A 15,208-nucleotide genomic window follows, 5' to 3' on the forward strand; every position below is an offset into this window, starting at 1 on the left:
TTCAGTTGGCGCTGCCGGTATCCAGCGGAATCGGCGGCGGCCCGATCAGGAATTCATCTTCGTCGTTTCTTTTGGCAGGCGTGCTGTCGCCTTCTGCACCCAGCGAATCACTTTCGTAACGCTGATAATAAGTGGGGCAATTGTACGTCTTTACCACTTTGAAACTTGGTTTCGGAAATGGTCCGGGTTCAATGCCGTTGGATTTATCCCGATAAATTTTTTCCAGAAAACTGCCGACGATCGGCAACGCGGTTTTAGCGCCTTCACCCAGGTTTGTTGTTCGGAAGTGAATACTTCTGTCATCGCCGCCAACCCACGCGCCCACGACAAGGTCACGGGTAATGCACATAAACCAGCCGTCGGAATTGTTGGATGTTGTTCCCGTTTTGCCGCCGATTTCGTTTCCGTTTTTGGTTACGTCAAATTTCCAGCGAATGCTTCCCGACGTTCCGCCCGGCTCTTCCACGCCGCCTTTCAGCATCTGAACCATCAGAAACGCAGATTCTTCGCTGATTGCCTGACGGTGTTCCGGCTGAAACTCTTCAATAACCTTGCCGTTACTGTCCTCAATTTTGGTGACCAGAATAGGCTGTGTGTAAGTTCCGCTGTTTACAAAAACGCAATAAGCGGCAACCATATCATAAAGCGAAACATCAAACGGTCCCAGACCAATGGAAGGAAGCGGTTCGAGCGGTGTCGTAATGCCCATTTTTTTGGCATAGCTGGCAACATTGGCCGGCCCGACCTGGTCGGTCAATTGTGCTGTGACGGAGTTTATGGATTGTGCAAGTGCCCGTTTCAGCGTCATGTTGGAATAAGAAAATGTGCCGGTTGCATTTCTTGGCTTCCATTCTTTTTCCACACCGTCTTCCATATACTTTTTTTCAAACGGCTTGTCCACAATCTGATCGCACGGCGTCATATTGAAGTTCGGATCGTCAATCGCAGTGGTGTAAACAAACGGCTTGAAAGTGGAGCCTGGCTGCCTTTTGCCCTGTTTTACAGCATCATACTTGAAGTAATTATAATCCAGGCCGCCAACCCACGCTTTGATCTGTCCGGTATGCGGGCTCATGGCCATCATGCCGGCTCTTAATACCCTTTTGTAATAATCCAGCGAATCCATTGAACTCCAGTATTTTTTCATTTCGCTGCTGTTTTTCCAGTCATAAACCGTCATGGTATCCTTTTTGTTAAGGTAATAACGGATGCTGTCGGGCTGGTTCGGGAATTTGGCCGCGAGATTTTTGTACTTGCTTGTTCTTTTAACGACATTTTCAAGAAAGTCCGGAATTTCCTTACCCTGTTCGTCAACCCACGGATTTTGCTTGCCCCAATGCGCTTCAAACACACGCTGAAGCTGTTTCATTTTTTGCGTCATGGCTTCTTCCGCATCCGCCTGCATACGCGAATCAATGGTTGTGTAGATTCTGAGACCGTCGGTATAAAGGTCATATCCGTTTTCATCACCCCATTTTTTTACAAAATCAACAACGGCATTTTTGAAGTAATTTGCGTTTCCGTCGTACGGCGTTTCAAACTTTGTTTTCAGTTCAATGGGCAATGCGCTGATGGAATCGGCCTGTCTGGCGCTGATGAATCCGTACTTCTGCATTTGCCCGATCACGACATTGCGGCGTTCCAGCGAACGTTTTTTGTTACGGATCGGATTGTAGGTTGTCGTTGCTTTCTGTAACCCGACCAGCACTGCAGATTCCTGAATGTTGAGGCTGTCGGGCGATTTACTGAAATAGGATTGTGCGGCCGTATTGATTCCGTACGTATTGTTGCCGTAATCAACCGTGTTGAAATACATGGTCAGGATTTCTTCTTTGGTGAAATTCCGTTCCAGTTTGATTGCCGTAAGCCATTCCTTGGTTTTATAAATCAGCGTACCAAATCCCGGAATGTAGCCCAGAAAGCCGCGTGCATCCGTTTTTCTGGTTTTAAAAAGTTTTTTTGCCAGCTGCTGCGTAATGGTACTTCCGCCGCCGCGATCCGTTGCGCCGGTTATAATCCCGACCGCAACACTGGCCATGGCTTTGTAATCAATTCCTGAATGCTTGTAAAAACGAACGTCTTCAGTAGCAATCAATGCCTTGATCAGATTTGGTGAAATCATTTTTGCGGTGACGGGCGTACGGTTTTCGGTATAGAATTTACCGATCATCACGCCGTCGGCAGTGTAAATTTCGGAAGACTGCGCCACTTTCGGATTCTGAAGATCTTCCACGCTGGGCATGCTGCCCATCAGCCAGAGAAAATTGGTTTCAACGCAGAAAATGTAAGCAGCAAATGTCAGAAATCCGTAAATGAAGGTTTTCCAGATGAATTTGACCGGGCGGTAATAAGCAGAATGTACATCTACCGTTTCGTCCCGCCAGTTCCTGAATGCTTGTTTCTTTCTACGGTATGACAAAAAAAATGAGTCAGCTCGTTCCTTGCCGGTTATTAACGAAGTTAGCTTGTAGGCAGTACGGTTAATGAATGTTGAAAGCTGATTCCCAAGGTTTTGGAACATTGCCTGTAATTTATAATAAATTGATCGGTATAATTTCCTGCCAACTTTTCTGTTCGCTGGAATTCAAAGATAACAAAAGCCGGATATATCTGACCAGATCCGGCTTTTGTGTAATTACGCTATTCCGCTTTCTCGAATTTCAGGGCAGCGCCGTTCATGCAGTAACGCAGGCCGGTCGGACGCGGGCCGTCGTCAAAAACATGGCCCAGATGCCCGCCGCATGTACGGCAAACTACTTCGGTGCGCGTCATGCCGTGACTTTTATCCACTATTTCTTCCACATTTCCGGAAGCCACCGGCTGAAAAAAGCTTGGCCATCCTGTTCCGGAGTCAAATTTGGTTTCAGAACTGAATAAAGGCGTTCCGCATGCTGCACAAACGTAAGTTCCATTTTCTTTATTGTCGTTATATGGATGCGAAAACGGTCTTTCCGTCCCTTTTTCGAAAAGAACAAAGCATTGCTGACCGGTGAGTTCTTTCCTCCATTCTTCCTTGGTTTTTTCTATTTCTCTCATTGTCAAAATATTTTTATAATCAATGGCATAAATTAGCAAAATTATGCCACTTATATCATCAACGAACAGCTGACGTTTATCGTTTGTTAAAAATGCGCCTCAGCCACGAATCCTGCGGCGGCCAGCACTTGTTCTGCGATTCCGGGGACTTATGGTAAATGCCTGCCGCTATTCCGAAGTATACGTTGAATGCTTTCGGGTTACCGATATTCAGTAGCCCGGCCAAATGATCCGTCCCCATCCATAACGGTCCGGCACGGCCTGCCAGTCCAATTGCCGGCGAACGGTAGCGGTTCATCAGTGAAAGCGGAACGGATAATTCATACCATTTATGTTCATAACGCGGCGTTACCGTAACGGTGGATTCAGCTTTCATGCCAAATGCTTTTTGCGGAACAAGGTTCTGCACCCATAATCCGCTTACATACACATTAGGCCTGATGTTGTAATCCACACTCGCCTGAAAGGCTGCCGGCAGAACGGAACGGAAGTCCGGTGCAATCGTCGGGCCGCCGTCCAGTGAATTATTGATGGCATTGAAAAATCCTTCTGATCCGTCCAGCTTCTGAAAATCATCAAACCTGAATTCCTTGTTGGTTGTGTGCGTTTCCTGCTGCAACAGATATGCCGGATTGTTGAAACGGACCCGGCCGATATCCGTTAACGAAACAGCGACGCGGTAGAGATATTTATTTTTTGAATGATCCTTTTTGCGTTCGCCTTTTTCGTAATAACTGTATTTGCTGACATCCGGCCGGTATTCGTACACAGCACCGACATCAAAGCCCCAGCCCATGCCGGGAGGCCTGCCGCTTGGCGCCAGGCCTTCGTCGCGCGTCATGGCGTAGCGCACATTGATTTCATTGACGTTAATATACTGGCGTTTGTTTTCCCAGGATGCATCGGGCAAAACGTTGAAGGATGAGTTTTCAATGATGGCATGCGCATTATACAGTCCGATAAGTCCTTTCAGCGTTACACCGACTTTCAGAAAATCGGTTTCATTGTCCATCACCACGCCGCCTAGTGCAAATGCAATTTCGCCCAGACCGTTAAAATGAAGTTGTCCGGACTGGTTATTGAAAACAGGGCCCTGCAATGCTTTCAGCTGCGTCGTTTTGCTGATCAGTCTGGCCAGATCTTCAGTAATGCCGGAAGCATTCAGAATATATCTTGCCCTCAGCAGAACAGCAGCGCCCAGTCTTCCTTTCAGCATGTTGAACATAACGGATGGAAGCCGCGTATCGCCGCCTGCATTCATATATTTAAGATTGCCGTTCAGCTTTTCACCGAGGTAGGAGCGGGGAAACTGTACAACGCCGCGGCTGCTGCGGTATTTGGCAGAAACCGTATTGGTAAGTAAATTAAAAAATGAAAAAGGTGCTTCATACCTTACATGATTGTTGGCCGTATAAATCTGTGTGGCAGCCACATGGATATAAGCCCGGTACCTGCTGTCGGCAACAAATGCCGGATTATGGTATAAAGCGTTGGTCCCTGCATAATTTCCCATGGAAGCTCCCGGTAAATGCTGCGACCAGCCCGTAAGTGCCCAGCCGAAAACCATTCCGAGTGCAAGTAACCAGTTTCTGTGCATAGTGGATTGATGACATTTGATATTTTCCTGTCATTTCAGTGTGCAAAGAAAGTGCAAACGTTCCTGTAATGCGTGTTTGCCGGTCAGAAAAATAATATGGAGCAGGAACCAACCGCATGATTTTAACATTTAAAACAAAAGCATTGGTCATTGGCCGGCCCTTGTTTTCAGGTTTATTTGAATTCAGCATAACAGTGTAAGTGTATTAATAAAGACAAGATTACAGAATTGGAAAAGGAATGTAAGTGCAGATTGTTTTGTATAGTCAAACATTGACCATATATTGTTCTGTAAATAATGGAAGTATACTTATTCAAATTTTGTATTGTATGAATTTTTCATTTTCAAATTATCAAAGCGAAAATTTCTTCGATGAGATGTTTACCCCAGAGGGAGAAATACGGCCGGGCTATGAACATTTAAAGAACAAATTTGAAAACCTGACACACGAAGATCTTACAAACCGCCAGCTGGCTACGGAACGTGCCCTGCTTTCAATGGGCATTACTTTCAATGTTTATTCCGAAGGAGAAGGAACCGAGCGCATTATGCCGATCGACATCATTCCGCGCGTACTTTCCAATGCGGAATGGGAATGGCTGGAAAAAGGATTGAAACAGCGGATCAAGGCACTGAACATGTTTATTGACGATGTTTACAATGATCAGAATATACTCAACGACGGCGTCGTCCCGCGTGAACTGATCGAATCCAGCAAATGTTTTCTGCGGCCCTGCATCGGCCTGAAACCACCGAAGGGAATCTGGTGCCATATAACCGGTACGGATCTTATCAAAGGCGAAGACGGCACTTTTATGGTGCTGGAAGATAACCTCCGCTGTCCTTCCGGTGTTTCCTACATGCTGGAAAACCGGGAGCTTTCCAAGCAGATTTTTCCGGATGTGCTGGCGCGTACGGGCGTAAGGCCCGTTTCTGATTATCCGACAAGGCTTCTGCAGATGTTGCAGCATCTGGCCGACAGGCCCAATCCGACCGTTGCGGTCCTGACGCCGGGTATTTACAATTCCGCTTATTTCGAGCATTCCTACCTTGCGCAGCAAATGGGTGTCGAGCTTGTGGACGCGCGTGATCTTGTGGTTTCGGACGGCTATGTGAAAATGCGTACAACTAACGGACTTCAGATCGTGGATGTGATTTACCGCCGCATTGACGATACTTTTATGGACCCGGATGCATTTAATCCCGATTCACTGATCGGTATTCCGGGCATTTTCGAGGTTTATAAAAAAGGCCGCGTTGCGCTGGCGAATGCGCCTGGAACCGGTGTGGCCGACGATAAAGTGGTGTACGCCTATGTTCCCAGGATTATTAAATATTACCTCGGAGAAGAAGCCATTATACCCAATGTGAAAACCTACATATGCGGAGAAGAAGAAGACTTCAATTATGTTCTGGAAAATATTTCGCAGCTGGTTGTAAAGGAAGCCAATGAAGCCGGTGGCTACGGTATGCTGATCGGGCCGAAGGCAACTGAAGAAGAGCATGAGCAGTTCAGGGAAAAGATAAGAAACAATCCGCGTAACTACATTGCGCAGCCCACTATTTCACTTTCACGCGTGCCGTGCATGGTGGACGGGCATGCAGAAGGAAGGCATGTGGATCTGCGCCCTTATATTTTATACGGAGATGATATCAGCGTAATACCGGGCGGCTTGACGAGAGTAGCCCTGAGAAAGGGTTCACTGGTTGTAAACTCGTCACAAGGAGGAGGAGGAAAAGATACCTGGGTTTTGTATTAAACGGTCATGATTGTTGCTGGACACATCGATGAAAATGATTGTTACAATTCTAAAAGCCCGGAATTGACTTTCCTGATTTTAAACGAATTACAGCAACTTAAATGAAAACGAAATGCAACGCGAGGTAACAGGCTGGTTTAGTCCGTCACTGAATGAACATATGGATATTGCGGTATACGGGCACTATGGGTTTGCATTGCTGCTGATTCCCACGGCAGCTTCAAACTTTCTGGAATATGAGGAAAAAGGACTTATAGAAAGTATCCAGCCGTTTATCGATTCAGGAAAAGTAAAAGTATACTGCATCAACAGCATTAATTCGGAAAGCTGGCTTAATCCGTACATGCATGGTTATGACAAGGCAATAAGGCATCAGCTGTTCAATGATTATGTGATCCGGGAAGTGATTCCGTTTATCAAGGAAAATTCGAGCCCGACAAACGAAATCATTGCAGGCGGTGCATCATTCGGAGCCATGCATGCGGCCAATCTTTTCTTCAAGCACCCTGATTATATCCATGGCGTGATTGCAATGAGCGGATGTTACGATCTGAGTGTATATACGGAAGGGTATCACGACGATAATGTCTATTTCAATTCGCCTGTTCATTATCTGCCGCAGCTGAAAGCGGAATGGCACCTGTCCATGTACAGAGAAAGCCGCCACATTCATTTTATAACCGGCTCGGGCGCTTACGAAGTGCCGGAATACTCACGGCAGATTTCCATGATCCTGACATCCAAAAATGTTCCGCACGAGCTCGATATCTGGGGAAGCGACATGCCGCACGATTGGTGGGTATGGAAAAGAATGCTTCCCTATTATCTGGAAACAAGATTTTAACATCGTTTTTTCGGCAGAGCAGATTACTGAAATCTGCTCTGCTGAAAAAATCAGGCTCCTTCAAACTGCCTTAAAAATCTTACGTCATTTTCGGTAAACAACCGGAGGTCGTTGATTCCGTAACGCAGCATTGTAATCCTTTCAATTCCCATTCCGAAGGCAAATCCGGTATATTCCTCGCTGTTTATTCCGCAGTTTTCAAGTACGTTCGGGTCCACCATGCCTGAGCCGGCAATTTCCACCCAGCCACTGTGCTTGCATACATTGCAGCCTACGCCCTTGCATATGAAACAGGTTACGTCAATTTCCGCGCTTGGCTCTGTAAACGGAAAATAGGACGGACGCAGACGGATTTTTGAATCTTTCCCGAACATTTCCTTGGCAAAGTGATACAAAGTGTCTTTCAAGTCTTTAAAGCTCACATTTTTATCTACATACAAGCCTTCCACCTGATGAAAAACGCAGTGTGCACGTGCGGAAATAGCTTCATTCCGGAATACCCTTCCCGGCATTATGGACCGGATCGGCAATTTCTGTCTTTCCATCAGCCGAACCTGAACATTGGACGTGTGCGTTCTCAGCAGAACATCTTCTTTTACGTCACTTTCACTTTTCGAGATAAAAAAGGTATCCTGCATTTCACGCGCGGGATGATTATCTGCAAAGTTCAGCGCACTGAAATTATACCAGTCTTTCTCAATTTCTGGCCCGTAGGAAACATTGAAACCCATGCGTTCGAATATTTCAATGATCCTGCGGCGTACGATGGTCAGTGGATGCAGGCTGCCCTGAAGATTGGGTATTACTGGCAAAGTAAGGTCCGGAGCCGCCTCCGAACTTTCCTCGGAAGCATTTTCGAGAATAGCTGAAAACTCCTGAAAGCGGTTTTGTGCCAGATTTTTAAGCGTGTTCAGTTCCTGTCCAACCGTACGCCTGTCTTCCTGCGGTACATTTTTCAGACCTTCGAAAAGTTCTGTGACAACACCTTTTTTACTGATGTATTTTAATCTGAACGCTTCCAGCTGTTCTTTGCTGGCTATTGTAACCTGTTCAATTTCCGAGATTAGTTCCTTTACCCGTTCGGTAATCATATCACTTTTTTTGTATCAGTTGCAAGTAAGCTGTCTGCCTTAAACATGGCGGCAGCGTTTGTTCATTCACACTTCATTACGCAATTTATACGCAGCATGCGTTACTAAAACACGGCAAAGATAATTAAAGTTGAGGCTACAAATGAGAGCACCCGTATTCTTATGTTCCTTCAGGTGGGTTTTCGTTGCAGATACGGGGTTTCCGGAGTAGGTAAAATTACGTGTTTTAGTAAGTTCAGTTACGTCTTTTTGTATTATTGGTCCAAGATAAGTAATTGGCATTCAGTCGATTCTTGATATGCAAGTATTTTTACGTATTTCTTACGTTTAGGCTAAATGTTAATTTTGATACAAGAAACAAAAACATTTATTAGCCTTACTTAACATGAAAAATTTTACAAGTATCGTTCGCCCTAATCTGTCAGAAAAAAACTTGAATGACAGCAAGGCTTCCATCTCCGTTCAGTCGATGGGCAGAACTGTTTTTTTGACTCCTGACGTAATCATCTTTCTGGAAGGTGAGGGAAATTATACGTATATATATACAAATACCGGAAAAAAATATCTGGTTTCAAGAACTTTAAAATCGCTTGCTGAACAACTGAATCCTAACTTCATGCGTGTACACAAATCGTACCTTGTGAATGTGGATTATGTTGTCGAACGTCTGGAAGATGACCGTCTGCTCAAATTGTCCTGCGGAAAAGAAGTCGTGGTTTCTCGCCGTAAAATAAAAGAGATCACAGGATTGCTGGATCATTCCAACCTTCGCATCAGCGCGTAAGTCTTATAGTGAATTAAATTAGTGGGTTATTCATAAAAACAGCAGCCATCGCTTGATCGAAGGCTGCTTGTTTTGTTTTATAACCTTTATAAATTTTTCTTAAAGCAGTTTAAGCCCCAGAGTAACCTGCCACGAACTGATTTTCTGTTTGATGGATGCATCGCCGCCCACAGACTGGCCATTTACCTGAAAAGAGGCAAGGTTTGTAAATGAGCCCTCTTTTCTTACATCCAGACTTATATTTCCTATATCAATACCCGCACCCAGCTGATACCCGAAACTCGCTTCGGACAATGCATTGTTCAAATCCGAAGTATATTGTTTGAAAGCATCTCTCAAACGCTGATTATCGCCGATCCTGAAAGAAGTGACCGGCCCCGCCAGGATCCGGATCGGTCCGCCTTTAAGCCCGATCAGTAACGGAACATCAATATTGCTGTATTTGATATTAACGATTTTGCTTACAGGCTGCTCCCGGTCCATTTGCACGATTTCAAAAGAGCCTCCTTTGGTAGAAACCAGCACTTCGGGCTGAATAAATATCGTACGCCCGAACCGCATATAAATGCCGCCCACGGCACCTGTTCTTGTGCTGAAGCTTTGTTTCAGATTATCCTTTACTTCCTTTCCATCATAGCCCAGATACGGGTTTCCGTTGTCGTCATAGCGTGTCGTAAAAACATCTCCCATCGTCAGACGTGAAAGATTCACACCTCCCTTAATACCAAATGCAAAGCCTTTTTTCTGCGCTTTCGCTGTAGAAACCGCACAAATGCACAACAAACAGATACAGGCTACTTTTTTCAGGATGTTCATGGATAATATAATTTTTTAAGTAAAACCGGATAATAACGCTAAAAGGAAGAAAACTGTACCTTGCCATTATTTTTTTTGGAATGATGACCAAAACATGCGAATATTTGGATATTTATGCCTCAATTCTTGTTATCAATAAGCTAATCTAAAATTATACTTTTCTCCTTATGGCCAAAGCCAAAACAGCATATTTTTGTCAGGAATGCGGATATAATTCTCCTAAATGGGTGGGACGCTGTCCGGCCTGCGGTGAATGGAACACGTTTGTTCAGGAAGTTATTGAAAAAGAAGATAAAAAGCCGACAGTTACTTTTAAAGGCGTTAACCTCGCCAGCCGGCCACGGGCCATTGCCGAAATAGAATACGAGAACGAGCCAAGAATCGCAACACAGGACGGCGAACTGAACCGGGTTCTGGGCGGCGGTATCGTTCAGGGTTCACTTGTGCTGATCGGCGGCGAGCCCGGAATCGGAAAGTCTACATTAATGCTCCAGATCGCTCTGACGCTTGGCAATAAAAAGGTTTTGTATGTCTCCGGTGAAGAATCGGAACAGCAGATTAAAATGCGTGCGGAAAGAATGACTGCGAAAAGCGACCGCTGCTATATTTTTACAGAAACGCATACGCAGAACATTTTCCGGCAGATCGAAGATTTCCAGCCTGAAATCCTGATCGTGGATTCTATTCAGACGATGCAGTCGACATACATTGAATCGGGCGCAGGAAGTGTTTCACAGGTGCGGGAATGTACGGCGGAATTCATGAAATATGCAAAGGAAACAGGCGTTCCCGTATTTCTGATCGGGCATATAACCAAAGACGGCTCGCTTGCAGGGCCGAAAGTGCTGGAACATATGGTGGATACCGTTTTGCAGTTTGAAGGCGACCGGCATAATACGTATCGGATTTTACGTACCATCAAAAACCGCTTCGGCAGCACTTCCGAACTCGGGATCTATGAAATGCTGGGCTCCGGTCTGCGGCAGGTAAGCAATCCGTCCGAAATCCTTATTTCACAGCGCGACGAACCTGTCAGCGGAATTGCAATCGGCTCCATGATGGAAGGCAACAGGCCGCTGCTCGTCGAAATTCAGTCGCTTGTCAGTGTTGCAACTTACGGAACACCGCAAAGGAGCAGTACCGGTTTTGATGCAAAACGGCTGCAGATGTTGCTTGCCGTACTTGAAAAACGAGGCGGGTTCCGGCTGGGCGTGCAGGATGTTTTCCTGAATGTTGCCGGCGGGTTAAAAGTGGAAGATCCGGCCATTGACCTTGCCGTTGTGTCTTCCATTGTTTCCTCTTATGAAGACAAATTCATTGCGCCGTCGGTCTGTTTTGCTGCCGAAGTCGGGCTGGGCGGTGAAGTGCGTGCGGTAAACCGGATTGAAAGCCGGATTTCAGAATCGGAAAAGCTGGGATTCAAGAAGATTTACATTTCGAAGTATAACAGCAAGGGACTGGATCTGAAAAAATCAAAAATCGAGATTATTCCCGTTGCACATCTTGATCAACTGTTTATGTCGCTTTTTCTGAACTCCTGATCTAAGATTACAGGTGCAGTTTGAAATTAAGGACAATAAATTACCGCATTTTGGAGTGTTTTACCAGGTATGCCATCAGAATCGGGTCAAAGCCTTTGGCGATATCCGCTTCAATAAAGTCTATTTTGTACTGACCGCATTTTAATTTGAGCTGCTGGTAAAAATTCCCGACAAATTCCTTGTAAGAATCTCTGACCTGATCCGGCTGAACTTTTATTTTTTCGCCGGTTTCAAGGTCAATAAATTCGTAAGGACGGTTTTCAAAAGAGAAATTCTCTTCGGTTTTCCGGTCGGTAACATGAAACAGAAGCACTTCATGCAGATTGTGCCGTAAATGCTGCAAAGCAGAAAAAATCTTGTCCGAATTTTCCAGATTGTCGAACATGTCACTGAAAATAACCACAAGCGAACGCTTATGTATTTTTTCTGCAATCTGATGCAGTACGTCAGAAACGGAAGTTTTGAGAAGCGGTCGCCTGGACTGGAGCAGATTTTCCAGTTCAAGCATGATTTTATGAACGTGCGAAGGCGTTGATTTTACAGCTGTCTGAATTTCAATGTTTTCAGAAAATGTACACAGGCTCACAGCGTCTTTCTGCCTTTGCAATAAATAAGTCAGGCTGGCGGCAGCCATGACGCTGAATGTCATCTTGCCGTTATTTTCTTCCGGATAATACATGGAAGAAGATGTATCCAGCAAAATATGGCAGCGCAGGTTGGTTTCTTCTTCGTAGCGTTTCACATAAAGCCGGTCGCTTTTTGCAAAAACTTTCCAGTCGATATTTCGGGTGGATTCGCCGGTATTATACAGCTGATGCTCGGCAAATTCGACGGAAAAACCGTGGAATGGCGATTTGTGCAGGCCGGTGATAAATCCTTCGACAAGTTGCTTGGCAAGAAATTCAAGGTTTCCGAACTCTCTTACTTTCGCTAAATCAAGCTGCCTGCTGCTCATCTGAAAGAAAGATTTTAATGCTTGGTTCGCATCGTAATAACCTTGCCGGATTTCGGATCGATGTCTTCATTGGATCCAAGTAAAACCATTCCTTCCATACCGACTACGCGAATCGAGACATTGGCAACGCCTTTTGCAATGATTCCAAGCAGTCTTGCGGCTTCCTTGCTGACATCCACTACGCGGTTTTTGGAAAAAGGGCCCCGGTCATTCACTCTTACTATTACTTTTTCATCGTTATCAAGATTCGTCACTTCCAGCATCGTATTAAGCGGGTAACTTTTGTGAGCGGCAAGCAATTCGGTGCTGTTATGGACTTCACCAAATGAAGTTTTCTTGCCATTGAACCGGGTTGCGTAATACGATGCATTTCCGGTTTCCGTTTTGCCTAGTTTAACCTGAGCGAATGTGTCTGGCTGTGCAGCAAAAGCTAAAATGATGAGAATCAGAATACGATTATAAGTCATATCTCTGGATTTAGGTGAAACTGAATAAGGCTGAACAACCTTACATTGATCCTGTTTGTCCTGGAATTTCGCGGAATTTGAAACCCGGGAATTTCAAAAGTAATACAAAATTCGAAGAAACGTATAATTTTTAAGGTGAAAGTGCAAATCAATATGAAAATTCAAGATGTTCAATGCTAACAAATTGCTAATATCCCGTGGTTTTTTTGTTCGCAGCAATAAACTTTATATTTTAGCGTTTGAAAACCTATTTAAACTAATCATAGTGGAAGACAGAGAGCAAATCTACTCCAAAAGGGTCAGGGCAGGAAAACGGACTTACTTCTTCGATGTTCGCTCTACGCGATCCAACGATTATTATCTAACGATCACTGAAAGCCGCCGGCATCCTCAGGGCGATGGCTTTACGTACGAGAAGCACAAGATGTTTTTGTACAAGGAAGACTTTGATAAGTTCGTAGATGCGTTAAAGGATGCAGTGGATCACGTCAAAACTGAGTTGATGCCAGAGGTTGACTTCTCTCAGTTCGAAACCAAAGCCGATGAAGTCGACGTAGTCGGAGAATCGGATCTTAAGTGGGATTAAAAAAATGATGCTAAAAATGGAAGCCTTCGCAATCTCTTACGAAGGCTTTTGGTTTTTGTACCCGCTAAATGGTAATTTTGTCAAAAATATCATTTAGCAGTCAGGAGTTCTTTGCCTGTGCATTGAAGATTGCCTGCTATTCACTGCATACCTTTATAATATGAGTCTTCAATGTGGGATTGTTGGATTGCCGAACGTAGGGAAATCCACTCTTTTTAATGCCATTTCTACCGGTAAAGCCGAAGCTGCAAATTATCCTTTCTGTACTATAGAACCGAACGTTGGCGTCGTTACCGTGCCGGACGAACGTCTGGATATCTTAACTGAACTGGTAAAGCCGCAGAAAGTAATACCGACCATCATAGAATTCGTCGATATAGCCGGACTGGTGAAAGGTGCAAGCCAGGGTGCCGGTCTCGGAAATAAATTTCTGGCCAATATCCGTGAAGTGGATGCGATCGTGCATGTTGTACGCTGTTTTCAGGATGAAAATGTCGTGCATGTGGAAGGACGTGTCGATCCGGTTTTTGATAAGGAAATCATTGATATCGAACTTCAGCTGAAAGATCTTGAATCCATAGAAAAGAAAATCCAGCGTACCGAAAAAGGAGCCAGAGCCGGTGATGCCAAAGCAAAAGCAGAACTGGAATGGCTGAAAAAGTACAAGGAAACGCTTGAAGCCGGCAAAAACGCGCGAAGCCTGCAGATTGACGAAGAAACCAAGGAAGCTGTAATCGGCGATCTTCAGTTGCTTACTGCAAAGCCGGTTTTGTACGTTGCCAATGTGGACGAAGGTTCCATGCTTACAGGAAATGAATATTCAGAAAAGCTGAAGGAAGCTGTAAAGCACGAAGGTGCCGATGTAATCGTGCTTTGTGCCGCAATCGAATCGCAGATTTCCGAAATTGATGATCCCGAAGAACATGCCATGTTTTTGAGCGAATATGGTCTGCAGGAATCCGGATTAAGCAAACTGATCAAAGCTTCGTATGCGCTTTTAAATCTGATTACTTATTTTACGGCAGGCGTTAAGGAAGTGCGTGCGTGGACGATCATAAAAGGCTGGAAAGCACCGCAGGCCGCCGGCGTGATCCACAGTGATTTTGAAAAAGGATTTATCCGTGCGGAAGTGATCAAAATTGCTGACTACGAACAGTACAAAACGGAAGCAGGCGTAAAAGAAGTGGGAAAAATGGCCGTTGAAGGAAAAGAATACGTCGTGGCGGATGGCGACATCATGCATTTCCGGTTCAACGTATAAGCCAATATATTCAGTCAGATACAAAAAAAGGAGCAGTTTTGAAGCTGCTCCTTTTTTTGGTATAAAATCAGTCTTCCTGAAAATCGGCAAGGTCATTGTGTATAACGGCACGCAAGGTTCTGGCCATTCTCAGAATGGAATCCACCCGGTAATGCGCTTTTTTGAGTACTCCGGCATTAAGCCCTTCATGGACAAGCCGGGCAAAAATTTCTCTGAGATAAAAAAGCTGATCAATATTTACTGAAAAATCTTCAACGATATACATCTGAAATCCGCGGTCCTCGGGATTTGAAAAGTATAAAACAAGGTACAGATCTTCTTTTTCGTAAAATGAAATTACATGACTGCACTCGAAATCCGCCGGCATTTCTGCATGATCTGCAAGGAAATCAATAATCAGACTTTCATCATTGGTAATCCACAAATTCGGAGCAAGGCAAGTCTTCTTTGAAAGTAATTTCATAACCGTA

14 protein-coding genes are annotated in these 15,208 nt (G+C 44.8%); 6 read left to right on the forward strand and 8 right to left on the reverse strand.

Annotation, left to right across the window (positions count from 1 at the left end):
- Position 1: 1 nt before the first annotated feature.
- The 3 genes from FEM33_RS25425 to FEM33_RS25435 all read right to left on the reverse strand — a co-directional run bounded on the left by FEM33_RS25425 (position 2) and on the right by FEM33_RS25435 (position 4,633).
- On the reverse strand, positions 2-2,521 hold the full coding sequence (locus FEM33_RS25425) for a penicillin-binding protein 1A (RefSeq protein WP_139014787.1): 2,520 nt from the start codon (positions 2,519-2,521) through the stop codon (positions 2-4).
- Between the two features lie 119 nt (positions 2,522-2,640).
- Positions 2,641-3,036, reverse strand: coding sequence for a peptide-methionine (R)-S-oxide reductase MsrB (msrB, locus tag FEM33_RS25430; RefSeq protein WP_138281737.1), 396 nt, complete (start codon positions 3,034-3,036; stop codon positions 2,641-2,643).
- A gap of 76 nt (positions 3,037-3,112) precedes the next feature.
- On the reverse strand, positions 3,113-4,633 hold the full coding sequence (locus tag FEM33_RS25435) for a DUF5723 family protein (RefSeq protein WP_139014788.1): 1,521 nt from the start codon (positions 4,631-4,633) through the stop codon (positions 3,113-3,115).
- Between the two features lie 329 nt (positions 4,634-4,962).
- Here FEM33_RS25435 and FEM33_RS25440 point away from each other — a divergent pair, with 329 nt between their 5' ends.
- Both FEM33_RS25440 and FEM33_RS25445 read left to right on the forward strand, forming a co-directional pair.
- On the forward strand, positions 4,963-6,393 hold the full coding sequence (locus FEM33_RS25440) for a circularly permuted type 2 ATP-grasp protein (RefSeq protein WP_139014789.1): 1,431 nt from the start codon (positions 4,963-4,965) through the stop codon (positions 6,391-6,393).
- Positions 6,394-6,505: 112 nt separating this feature from the next.
- Positions 6,506-7,237 carry an esterase family protein gene (locus FEM33_RS25445; RefSeq protein WP_139014790.1) on the forward strand — a complete coding sequence of 244 codons (732 nt, stop codon included), beginning with the start codon at positions 6,506-6,508 and terminating at the stop codon, positions 7,235-7,237.
- A 50-nt stretch (positions 7,238-7,287) separates the two neighbouring features.
- Here FEM33_RS25445 and pheS read toward each other — a convergent pair whose 3' ends face one another.
- The gene (gene pheS / locus FEM33_RS25450) at positions 7,288-8,328 is read right to left on the reverse strand and encodes a phenylalanine--tRNA ligase subunit alpha (RefSeq protein WP_139014791.1); all 1,041 of its coding nucleotides are present in this window, start codon (positions 8,326-8,328) and stop codon (positions 7,288-7,290) included.
- Positions 8,329-8,713: 385 nt separating this feature from the next.
- On the opposite strand from pheS, the gene FEM33_RS25455 reads away from it, so the two are divergent.
- Complete coding sequence (locus FEM33_RS25455) at positions 8,714-9,112, forward strand: LytR/AlgR family response regulator transcription factor (RefSeq protein WP_229214419.1); 399 nt, start codon at positions 8,714-8,716, stop codon at positions 9,110-9,112.
- Between the two features lie 99 nt (positions 9,113-9,211).
- On the opposite strand, the gene FEM33_RS25460 is transcribed toward FEM33_RS25455, so the two are convergent.
- Positions 9,212-9,928: a porin family protein gene (locus tag FEM33_RS25460; protein ID WP_139014792.1), complete on the reverse strand. Its 717-nt coding sequence runs from the start codon at positions 9,926-9,928 to the stop codon at positions 9,212-9,214.
- Positions 9,929-10,095: 167 nt separating this feature from the next.
- On the opposite strand from FEM33_RS25460, the gene radA reads away from it, so the two are divergent.
- The gene (gene radA, locus FEM33_RS25465; protein WP_139014793.1) at positions 10,096-11,469 is read left to right on the forward strand and encodes a DNA repair protein RadA; all 1,374 of its coding nucleotides are present in this window, start codon (positions 10,096-10,098) and stop codon (positions 11,467-11,469) included.
- Positions 11,470-11,509: 40 nt separating this feature from the next.
- Here the strand turns inward: radA and FEM33_RS25470 are convergent, their stop codons facing one another.
- Together FEM33_RS25470 and FEM33_RS25475 are read right to left on the reverse strand one after the other, a co-directional pair.
- Positions 11,510-12,424: a DUF58 domain-containing protein gene (locus FEM33_RS25470; RefSeq protein ID WP_139014794.1), complete on the reverse strand. Its 915-nt coding sequence runs from the start codon at positions 12,422-12,424 to the stop codon at positions 11,510-11,512.
- Between the two features lie 14 nt (positions 12,425-12,438).
- Positions 12,439-12,891: a septal ring lytic transglycosylase RlpA family protein gene (locus FEM33_RS25475; protein ID WP_139014795.1), complete on the reverse strand. Its 453-nt coding sequence runs from the start codon at positions 12,889-12,891 to the stop codon at positions 12,439-12,441.
- Positions 12,892-13,156: 265 nt separating this feature from the next.
- Here FEM33_RS25475 and FEM33_RS25480 point away from each other — a divergent pair, with 265 nt between their 5' ends.
- Together FEM33_RS25480 and ychF are read left to right on the forward strand one after the other, a co-directional pair.
- Positions 13,157-13,477, forward strand: coding sequence for a DUF3276 family protein (locus tag FEM33_RS25480; protein ID WP_229204180.1), 321 nt, complete (start codon positions 13,157-13,159; stop codon positions 13,475-13,477).
- 160 nt (positions 13,478-13,637) lie between these two features.
- Positions 13,638-14,738 carry a redox-regulated ATPase YchF gene (ychF, locus tag FEM33_RS25485; protein ID WP_139014796.1) on the forward strand — a complete coding sequence of 367 codons (1,101 nt, stop codon included), beginning with the start codon at positions 13,638-13,640 and terminating at the stop codon, positions 14,736-14,738.
- 67 nt (positions 14,739-14,805) lie between these two features.
- On the opposite strand, the gene FEM33_RS25490 is transcribed toward ychF, so the two are convergent.
- Positions 14,806-15,201 (reverse strand): hypothetical protein, encoded by a 396-nt coding sequence (locus FEM33_RS25490; protein WP_139014797.1) that lies wholly within the window; start codon positions 15,199-15,201, stop codon positions 14,806-14,808.
- Positions 15,202-15,208 lie beyond the last annotated feature (7 nt).

Origin of the sequence: Dyadobacter flavalbus (genome assembly GCF_006149045.1) — a bacterium.
Lineage (GTDB): Bacteria > Bacteroidota > Bacteroidia > Cytophagales > Spirosomataceae > Dyadobacter > Dyadobacter flavalbus.

Excerpts from the sequence above, each read along its gene's own strand:
- FEM33_RS25425 (WP_139014787.1), bottom strand. The coding sequence starts at position 2,521 with ATGTTCCAAAACCTTGGGAATCAGCTTTCAACATTCATTAACCGTACT.
- msrB (WP_138281737.1), bottom strand. The coding sequence starts at position 3,036 with ATGAGAGAAATAGAAAAAACCAAGGAAGAATGGAGGAAAGAACTCACC.
- FEM33_RS25435 (WP_139014788.1), bottom strand. The coding sequence starts at position 4,633 with ATGCACAGAAACTGGTTACTTGCACTCGGAATGGTTTTCGGCTGGGCA.
- FEM33_RS25440 (WP_139014789.1), top strand. The coding sequence starts at position 4,963 with ATGAATTTTTCATTTTCAAATTATCAAAGCGAAAATTTCTTCGATGAG.
- FEM33_RS25445 (WP_139014790.1), top strand. The coding sequence starts at position 6,506 with ATGCAACGCGAGGTAACAGGCTGGTTTAGTCCGTCACTGAATGAACAT.
- pheS (WP_139014791.1), bottom strand. The coding sequence starts at position 8,328 with ATGATTACCGAACGGGTAAAGGAACTAATCTCGGAAATTGAACAGGTT.
- FEM33_RS25455 (WP_229214419.1), top strand. The coding sequence starts at position 8,714 with ATGAAAAATTTTACAAGTATCGTTCGCCCTAATCTGTCAGAAAAAAAC.
- FEM33_RS25460 (WP_139014792.1), bottom strand. The coding sequence starts at position 9,928 with ATGAACATCCTGAAAAAAGTAGCCTGTATCTGTTTGTTGTGCATTTGT.
- radA (WP_139014793.1), top strand. The coding sequence starts at position 10,096 with ATGGCCAAAGCCAAAACAGCATATTTTTGTCAGGAATGCGGATATAAT.
- FEM33_RS25470 (WP_139014794.1), bottom strand. The coding sequence starts at position 12,424 with ATGAGCAGCAGGCAGCTTGATTTAGCGAAAGTAAGAGAGTTCGGAAAC.
- FEM33_RS25475 (WP_139014795.1), bottom strand. The coding sequence starts at position 12,891 with ATGACTTATAATCGTATTCTGATTCTCATCATTTTAGCTTTTGCTGCA.
- ychF (WP_139014796.1), top strand. The coding sequence starts at position 13,638 with ATGAGTCTTCAATGTGGGATTGTTGGATTGCCGAACGTAGGGAAATCC.
- FEM33_RS25490 (WP_139014797.1), bottom strand. The coding sequence starts at position 15,201 with ATGAAATTACTTTCAAAGAAGACTTGCCTTGCTCCGAATTTGTGGATT.